General features: G+C 67.7%; 6 protein-coding genes and 1 pseudogene. 6 read left to right on the forward strand and 1 reads right to left on the reverse strand.

The genetic code is table 11. From position 1 onward, the window contains the following. A partial coding sequence (locus D7X55_RS34735; protein ID WP_121725289.1) for a hypothetical protein occupies window positions 1-1,115 on the reverse strand: 1,115 nt, incomplete at its 3' end. 174 nt (window positions 1,116-1,289) lie between these two features. Here D7X55_RS34735 and D7X55_RS34740 point away from each other — a divergent pair. The 6 genes and pseudogenes from D7X55_RS34740 to D7X55_RS34765 all read left to right on the forward strand — a co-directional run. Beyond that, the gene (locus D7X55_RS34740) at window positions 1,290-2,378 is read left to right on the forward strand and encodes an ATP/GTP-binding protein (RefSeq protein WP_121725287.1); all 1,089 of its coding nucleotides are present in this window, start codon (window positions 1,290-1,292) and stop codon (window positions 2,376-2,378) included. A 32-nt stretch (window positions 2,379-2,410) separates the two neighbouring features. Next, complete coding sequence (locus tag D7X55_RS34745) at window positions 2,411-3,022, forward strand: DUF3226 domain-containing protein (RefSeq protein WP_147470328.1); 612 nt, start codon at window positions 2,411-2,413, stop codon at window positions 3,020-3,022. A 43-nt stretch (window positions 3,023-3,065) separates the two neighbouring features. Then, a complete protein-coding gene (locus D7X55_RS34750; RefSeq protein ID WP_120550063.1) occupies window positions 3,066-4,058 on the forward strand; it encodes an aldo/keto reductase family protein in 993 nt (330 codons plus the stop codon). Between the two features lie 220 nt (window positions 4,059-4,278). Next, a complete protein-coding gene (locus tag D7X55_RS34755; RefSeq protein WP_120550062.1) occupies window positions 4,279-4,971 on the forward strand; it encodes a MotA/TolQ/ExbB proton channel family protein in 693 nt (230 codons plus the stop codon). Between the two features lie 3 nt (window positions 4,972-4,974). Continuing rightward, complete coding sequence (locus tag D7X55_RS34760; protein WP_120550061.1) at window positions 4,975-5,412, forward strand: biopolymer transporter ExbD; 438 nt, start codon at window positions 4,975-4,977, stop codon at window positions 5,410-5,412. A 12-nt stretch (window positions 5,413-5,424) separates the two neighbouring features. Further along, window positions 5,425-5,672, forward strand: a pseudogene (locus D7X55_RS34765) (energy transducer TonB); the annotation flags it as partial.

Here is a 5,672-nt window from a genome sequence, read left to right on the forward strand (position 1 = left end):
TTCTGCCCCTGTCCGGACTGCTGCCGCCGGGTGGGACGCCGGGCCTGGGCGCCGCGGTTCCCTCGCGACGCGTTTTCCTCGCCGAAGCGCTGGGCCAGGGACTGCTGCCGCCGCTCCAGCGTGCGGCGCAGGTCGGCGATTTGATCCGGAGAACCGGAGGCCTGGGCGCGAGCGGAAGCACGGGCTCGTGCCTCGGAGGAGGACCCCTGCGAGTCACCGCCGTTCTGCGAATCAGCCCCCTGCCCCTGCGAGTTCCGTTCGGACGCGGGAGCTTCCTGATCACCGGAGGCAGGGTCCTCCGAGTTCCCACTGGCGCGAGCCTCGAGCGCCATCAACGCCTGCTCCAACGATTCACGCTCACGGGTGGCGGACTCCGCACCACCGGCGGCGGCGAGCGCATCCTCCAGCTCAGCAGCGGCCTCGGACGCGCGGTTGAGCTCGGCGGCCGCCTCGGACGCGCGCTCGGCGAGCCGCTGCTCCAGGGCATCCGAGGCCTCCCAATCCGCGGAGTCGAAGCGGCCCTGCGCGACCTCTTCCGACAGCCGGCGCAGCTCCTCCTCGACGTCGGGGCCCAGCGGCTCCTCACGGGCCAGCGCCTCCGCCTGCGCCTGCACGGCGGCGACCTGGGTCGCGGCGGCGGCGTTGATGTTCGACGCGCGCAGCGCGGGAAGCGGAACAAGAAACCCTATGGCGACGAACACGAGCGCGCCCAGGAGCGCCCCCACGGGCCTGCGCCACGGGACGTCCGGAGGCTTCACCTGCTGGGCGAACTGATTGAGGCTCAGCTCCCACTCGCCAACAGGGCGCTCCAGCCGCGTGAGCAGCAGACCGCCCGCGTTGGCGGAGCGGTCCGCGAGCACCGCCGCGTACTCCAGCGAAACACCGCGCGACCGGGCACGAACGAACCACCACCCAAGCCCCGCGACGACGAGCGGAGGCACGGCCCACACCGCCCCGTCGCGCAAGAGCAGCCGGGACAGCACGCAAACAGTGACCAGGGCCCAGACCGGAGCGATGCCCGCGCCAGCCCACGCGACGAGGTTGAGCCGCCGCTGCACGCGCCGGATGGGCGCGAGCACGAGAGACTGGAAGCGGCGTTCGTCACTGGCGGCCATGCGTGGAAGCCAGTGTCGGCCACCCGGCCCACCGTCCACAAGCGACGCCCGGGAACGGTCGAATCCCGCCGCGGACGGTCGGGAGGACAGGGCGACCAGCCTCTCGCGTCATGAGAAACCGTGGCCGGGCTCGCTGTGCTAGAGGGACGGAGCCTGCCTCTGCCGGAGCCTCCCATGCTGACGTCCCTGCGGATCCAGAACTTCCGCTCCCTTCGAAACCTCAAGGTCGAGGGACTGACCCGCGTCAGCCTGCTGGTAGGCGCCAACAACACGGGCAAGACCTCCGTACTGGAGGCAGCGGAACTGGTGCTCGCAGGCCACCATCCTTCCGCCATCGCCTGGAGCCCCATGCGGCGTGGCGAGACTAGCAGTCACGCAGAGGAAGGCTTGCAAGGCGAGCTGGTGGAGGTGGCGCATCTTTTCTCAAGGCACGCGACCGAGAAACCAGGGGTCTTCCGGATTGAGGCGATAACCCCTCAAGAAATATTCTTCGAAGGCCGCCTCAAGAGTGGCGTGGGTTCCACCAGAGTCAGTGCCAAAACACCCGTGCGGGGCTTGTCTCTTAGGGTTGATTCTCCGGGGGCAATCGAATTGGAGAGTGATCAATTCGGTCCTGCAGTTTATGACTTAGCAGGCCGTGCACTCTCGCTGGACGACCTCGGCCTCTCCATTGGCAGCGAATCGTACGGAGACAACCGAGTCGGATTCATTGAAACGACTTCTCCCGGTGCCGCATTCCTCCGTGACCTCTGGGACGGAGTCGTTCTTACGCCTGAGGAAGAGAGTGTCACGGAGGTCTTGCGAATCATTGAGCCGGACATCGAACGGATCGCGGCTCTCTCGGGTAGCCATCATCGTCGGTCTGATGCCAGCATGTTCGTGAAGCTGCGCGATTCCGAGCAGCGCATCCCGCTCGGGAGCATGGGCGAAGGCATCAAACGCCTCATGACCCTGAGCTTGAATCTGGTGCACGTCGCAGGTGGCTACCTGCTCGTGGACGAAATCGACACAGGCCTCCATCACTCCGTGATGGTGAAGATGTGGCGGCTCGTAACGGAAGCCGCGAAGCGCTTGAACGTCCAGGTCCTCGCGACGACGCACAGCCTGGACTGCGTCCGGGCGCTCGCCTCGCTCTACGAGGAGCAGCAGGACCTCCGGGATGTCATCTCCGTCCATCGCATCGAACGGAACGCGGAGCACAACGTCCCGTACTCGGCGGACGAATTGCTCATCGCCGCCAAGCACGAGATGGAGATCCGGTGAGCCCGCCGTCTCCCAAGAGCCCTTATCGCCTGATGGTTGAAGGGCCGGACGACAAGCACACCCTCGTCCACCTCTTGAAACGGCACGGCTATGACTGGGACGATGCAACGATCAAGCGTCCCTATGTCGAGGACGTGGGTGGCGTGGAGAAGCTGCTCGACAGAACACTTCTGTCCACCGCACTCAAGACCCACGACCGTCTTGCGCTGGTCTTCGACGCGGACCTGCCGCCCTACAATCGCTGGCACCAGCTCAAGACCTGTCTCGAACAACTCAACATCGCAGTCCCAGATACACCCGAGCCCGGAGGCACCCTCCTCCCGGGGCTTCGCCCCAATTCGCTGCTGGGAGTCTGGGTCATGCCAGACAATTCCCAGCCCGGCCGCATCGAGGAGTTCATCGAAAAGCTCGTCCCCTCCGATGACATCCTCTGGCCCCACGCCCGGACGACCACCACGGAGGCGCTGAACCAAGGCGCTCCGCTGCGCCAGCAGGACCATGTGAAGGGCGCCCTCCATGCCTGGCTCGCCTGGCAACTGGACCCGGGTATCCCCTTCGGCGTCGCCCTCGCCAGCAAGGTGCTGGGCCATGACTCGCCCGAAGCTCAACGTTTCGTGGCCTGGTTCCACCGCTGCTTCTCCTGAAGCAGTGCGCCCCCAGGAAGCGGCGGTTAGTGTGCCGCCCCCCATGAACTTCCGATTCCTTGGTCGCAGCGGTCTGAAGGTCAGTGAAATCTCCTTTGGCAACTGGCTCACCCACGGCTCCCAGGTGGAGGAGGACGCCGCGATCGCCTGCGTGAAGGCGGCGCTCGACACGGGCATCACCACCTTCGACACCGCGGACGTCTACGCCGGCACCAAGGCGGAGGCCGTGCTCGGCCGCGCCCTCAAGGGCCAGCGCCGCGAAGGCTACGAGCTGTTCACCAAGGTCTACTGGCCCACCGGCCCCGGACAGAACGACCGCGGCCTGTCGCGCAAGCACATCATCGAGTCCATCCACGGCTCCCTGCGCCGCCTCCAGACGGACTACGTGGACCTCTACCAGGCCCACCGCTTCGACGCGGAGACGCCGCTCGAGGAGACCATGCTCGCCTTCGCGGACATCGTGCGCCAGGGCAAGGCCCTCTACATCGGCGTCTCGGAGTGGACCGCCGAGCAGATCGCCGCCGGCGCGAAGCTGGCCCGCGAGCTGCGCGTGCCCTTCATCTCCAACCAGCCCCAGTACTCCATGCTCTGGCGGGTCATCGAGTCCAAGGTCATCCCCACGTCCGACGCCGAAGGCCTGGGCCAGATTGTCTGGTCCCCCATGGCCAAGGGCGTGCTCTCCGGCAAGTACCTGCCCGGCAAGCCCCCGCCCGCGGACACCCGCGCCGCCACCCCGGGCGCGCAGTTCATGAGCAGCTTCATGACCGACGACGTGCTCACCCGCGTCCAGCAGCTCAAGCCGCTGGCCCAGGAGGCCGGCCTGTCCATGGCGCAGCTGTCCATCGCCTGGGTGCTCCAGAACAAGAGCGTGTCCTCCGCCATCATCGGCGCGTCCAAGCCGGAGCAGGTGCTCGACAACGTGAAGGCCACCGGCGTGAAGCTCGACGCGGAGCTCCTGCGCCGCATCGACACCCTCCTCGGCCCCGTCGTGGAGCGCGACCCCGCGCAGACCACCAGCCCCAGCCGCCGGCCCTGAAGCGTCGGATGGCCGCCCACCCCTCGGGACAGGCGCTCCAACGCCTGTTCCGCTTCGTGCTCGGCATATGACATCCGCGCCCTGGTTTCCGAGCGCCTGTCCCATGGCACGCGACAGGCAGGTGAACGGAAGGCCGATCCATTTGACTTTTAAGTCGGGGGGAACAAGAGACTGCGCCGCGCGTTAACGCGGTCCCACTCTTGAACCGGGCATTTCCCACATGACGTCCTCCTTCCTCCTGGCCCAGGCGGCCCACCCCGAACTCGGATGGTTGAGCAGCAAGCTGCTCGGGGTGACGCTGGGCAGCGCCGAGTGGGTGCTCTGGCTGCTCGTGTCGCTGTCCATCGTCTCCATCGCGGTGATGCTGGAGCGCGCCGTCTACTTCTCGCGCCACCGGCTGGCGAACTCGGAGGCCCTGGCGGTGCGCCTGGCGCGCGGCGAGTTCGACGCCGTGGCCGGCGAGGTGAAGAACCAGAAGGGCATGGAGGCCGCCGTCATCCGCGAGGCCCTGGCCTCCTCGCACCAGGGCCCCGACACCGTGGAGCAGGTCATCGCGTCCACCGTGGCCCGCGAGCGCCCCCAGTACGAGCGCGGCCTGTCCATCCTGGGCACGCTGGGCAACAACGCCCCGTTCATCGGCCTGTTCGGCACGGTGCTCGGCATCATCAAGGCCTTCAACGACCTGGGCGCCATGAACGCCAAGGGCGGCGCCATGCAGCAGACGGTGATGGCCGGCATCTCGGAGGCGCTCGTCGCCACCGCGGTGGGCCTGGCCGTCGCCATCCCCGCCGTGGTCGCCTTCAACATCTTCAACCGGCAGCTGAAGACGCTCACCAGCCGCACCACCGCCCTGGGCCACGCGCTCGTGGGCGCCATGAAGGCGCGCAAGCCGGGCGCCGCGGGAGGCAACTAGCCCATGGCCGGCGGCGCGAACGACAGCGACGAGGAAATCTCCGGCATCAACGTCACCCCGCTGGTGGACGTGGTGCTGGTGCTGCTCATCATCTTCATGGTGACCGCCAACTTCATCGTCCGCGAGACGGTGGAGGTGGACCTGCCCCGCGCCGCCAACGGCGGTGAGACGGTGCAGGGCCTGGTGAACGTCGTCCTGGACAAAGAGGGCAAGCTCTACTTCGACGGCGCGGAGGTGACGGAGGCGGACCTGTCCCGCCGCGTGACGGAGGCCGTGGCCAAGGACAAGGACACGCGCGCCATCATCAGCGCGGACCAGACGCTCGCCTACGGCCGCGTGATGCGCCTCATCGACGTGGTGAAGGGGCAGGGCATCGCGAAGTTCGCCCTCAACATCGAAAAGGACGCTGGCCCCGCCCGGGCCGCGCCCGCCACGCCCTGAGGCTGAGCGACGATGAGCCAGGCGGTCCTCGAACCCTCTCCCCTGCCGCAGCGCGACCGCTCCTCGCGGTTCCTCCTCGTGTTCGTCCTCGTGTCGCTCGCGCTGCACGGGGTGGGCTTCGGGCTGCTCTCCACCCTGGAGGGCCGCAAGCTCACGGCCATCCAGAAGCCCGTGGAGCTGGTCATGGTGGAGGTGCAGAAGCCGCCGCCCCCGCCGCCTCCGGAGGAGAAGCCGGAGGAGCCCAAGCCGCCGCCTCCGCC

Origin of the sequence: Corallococcus sp. AB049A (assembly GCF_003668885.1) — a bacterium.
GTDB classification, from domain to species: Bacteria; Myxococcota; Myxococcia; order Myxococcales; family Myxococcaceae; genus Corallococcus; species Corallococcus interemptor.

Excerpts from the sequence above, each read along its gene's own strand:
- D7X55_RS34740 (WP_121725287.1), top strand. The coding sequence starts at position 1,290 with ATGCTGACGTCCCTGCGGATCCAGAACTTCCGCTCCCTTCGAAACCTC.
- D7X55_RS34745 (WP_147470328.1), top strand. The coding sequence starts at position 2,411 with ATGGTTGAAGGGCCGGACGACAAGCACACCCTCGTCCACCTCTTGAAA.
- D7X55_RS34750 (WP_120550063.1), top strand. The coding sequence starts at position 3,066 with ATGAACTTCCGATTCCTTGGTCGCAGCGGTCTGAAGGTCAGTGAAATC.
- D7X55_RS34755 (WP_120550062.1), top strand. The coding sequence starts at position 4,279 with ATGACGTCCTCCTTCCTCCTGGCCCAGGCGGCCCACCCCGAACTCGGA.
- D7X55_RS34760 (WP_120550061.1), top strand. The coding sequence starts at position 4,975 with ATGGCCGGCGGCGCGAACGACAGCGACGAGGAAATCTCCGGCATCAAC.